The sequence below is a fragment of the Mycobacterium angelicum genome, from assembly GCF_002086155.1.
In the GTDB taxonomy this organism is placed as follows: Bacteria; Actinomycetota; Actinomycetes; order Mycobacteriales; family Mycobacteriaceae; genus Mycobacterium; species Mycobacterium angelicum.
This window is the reverse complement of the sequence record NZ_MVHE01000180.1, coordinates 1-1,659: the sequence shown is the minus strand read 5'-3', so window position 1 is coordinate 1,659 and position 1,659 is coordinate 1. Positions and strand designations below refer to the sequence as shown.

Sequence of the window (1,659 nt, the reverse complement as noted above, 5' to 3'; positions counted from 1 at the left end):
CCGGCGGCGCCGGCGGGGCGGGTGGTTTCGGCGGCACCGGCGGCGGTGGTGGCGCCGGCGGCAGCGGTACGACATCCGGCAACGCCGGCGCCGGAGCCACCGGCGGCGACAGTGGCCTGGGTGGCACCGGCGGCGACGGCGGGGCGGCCGGCAACGGCGTCAACGGCGGTACCGGCACCGGCGGCACAAGCAATTCCGGCCAAGCGGGTAGTGGCGCCAGCGGTGGCGCCGGCGGCAGCGGTACCGGTACCGGCGGCAATCCCGGAGCCGGCGGGGTGGCCTGATCCTGTCGATGCGACGCCGTGCCTAACTCGAGCTTCGAGGCGCTGGCTGCCGGTGTGCCGGCTCGCATCGGTATCGCGATCGCTCACCCGGGCGCGACTGGGGCGCATTCACTGGGCGAGTGGTCGACCGGCGTCGCGTGGTCGACCATTAAGGTGCCGCTGGCGATCGCTGCCCTGCGCCAGGATGAAGACCTTCCAAAGTCGTTGGTAGTCAAGGCAATTGCCGAATCCGACAATCCCGCCTCCGAAGACCTGTGGGCGCAGCTGGGCGAACCCGAGGTGGCGGCGCGCCACGTGCAAGCCGTCATCGCGGCGGCCGGCGATCCGGCCACCGTGGTCGAGGCACGGCGAATCCGCCCCGGTTTCACCGCATTCGGCCAAACGCAATGGACCCTGGCGCGCCAGGCGGTGTTCGCGGCCAACCTGGCCGATGTCGCGGGTTCGGCGCCGGTGATCGACCTGATGCGCCGGCTGGCCGCCGAGCAGCGCTGGGGCTTGGCCGCCAAAGGTGTTGCTGCCAAAGGGGGTTGGGGCCCCGGCGCGGACGGGGGCTACCTGGTGCGGCAGTTCGGGATGGTGCCGATGGAGCGCGGGCGGCTGGGCGTGGCGCTGGCCGCCGACGCAGCCTCATTTCAGACCGGGGTTCGCGTCCTGAGCACGATGGCCGACTGGTTGCTGGACCAGCTGCCGGAATTGGCCCGCGGCTGACCCAACCCACGCGAGCAGGGCATTCAAGAACTATCCAATAGTTGCGGGTCACCCTGGTCGGCGTTGCGGTGGTTGCGTTGAAAGGTGGCCCATGTCGTTCGTTCTGGTGGCTCCGGCGTCGATGGCCGCGGCGGCGACAGATCTGGCAAACATCGGTTCGGCGATCAGCGCGGCCAACAGTGCGGCGGCGGCATCCACGGCCGCGGTGGCGACTGCGGCCGGCGACGAAGTGTCCGCGGCCATCGCCGCGCTGTTCAGCGGCCACGGCCGGGCCTATCAGGCGGTGGCCGCGCAGGCGGCGACGCTGCATGACCAGATCATCGGCCGCTTGTCCGCGAGCGGAAACTCCTATGCCGCGGCGGAATTGACCAACGTCAATGCGCTGGCCGAGGCGGTGCTGGGCCGCCCGCTGATCGGCAACGGCGCCGACGCCACCACGCCCGGCGGTGCCGGCGGCAACGGCGGTCTGCTGTTCGGCAACGGGGGCAATGGTGCGGCCGGGGCGGCCGGCCAGGCCGGTGGGGCCGGCGGAGCGGCCGGGATGTTCGGCAAGGGCGGCGCCGGCGGGGCCGGCGGTATCGGGGCCAACGGCGGCGACGGCGGGGCCGGCGGATGGCTGGCCGGCATCGGCGGCGCCGGCGGGGCCGGCGGCGCCGGGGCACCCGGG

At 73.3% G+C, this 1,659-nt stretch carries 3 protein-coding genes; all 3 read left to right on the top strand.

Annotated features, from left to right (window positions below; genetic code table 11):
• Positions 1-284: hypothetical protein (locus BST12_RS32510; RefSeq protein WP_211281394.1), on the top strand; the 284-nt coding region annotated here is incomplete at its 5' end.
• 18 nt (positions 285-302) lie between these two features.
• On the top strand, positions 303-992 hold the full coding sequence (locus tag BST12_RS28835; protein ID WP_083116523.1) for a serine hydrolase family protein: 690 nt from the start codon (positions 303-305) through the stop codon (positions 990-992).
• A 91-nt stretch (positions 993-1,083) separates the two neighbouring features.
• Positions 1,084-1,659: PE family protein (locus BST12_RS28830; protein ID WP_139802050.1), on the top strand; the 576-nt coding region annotated here is incomplete at its 3' end.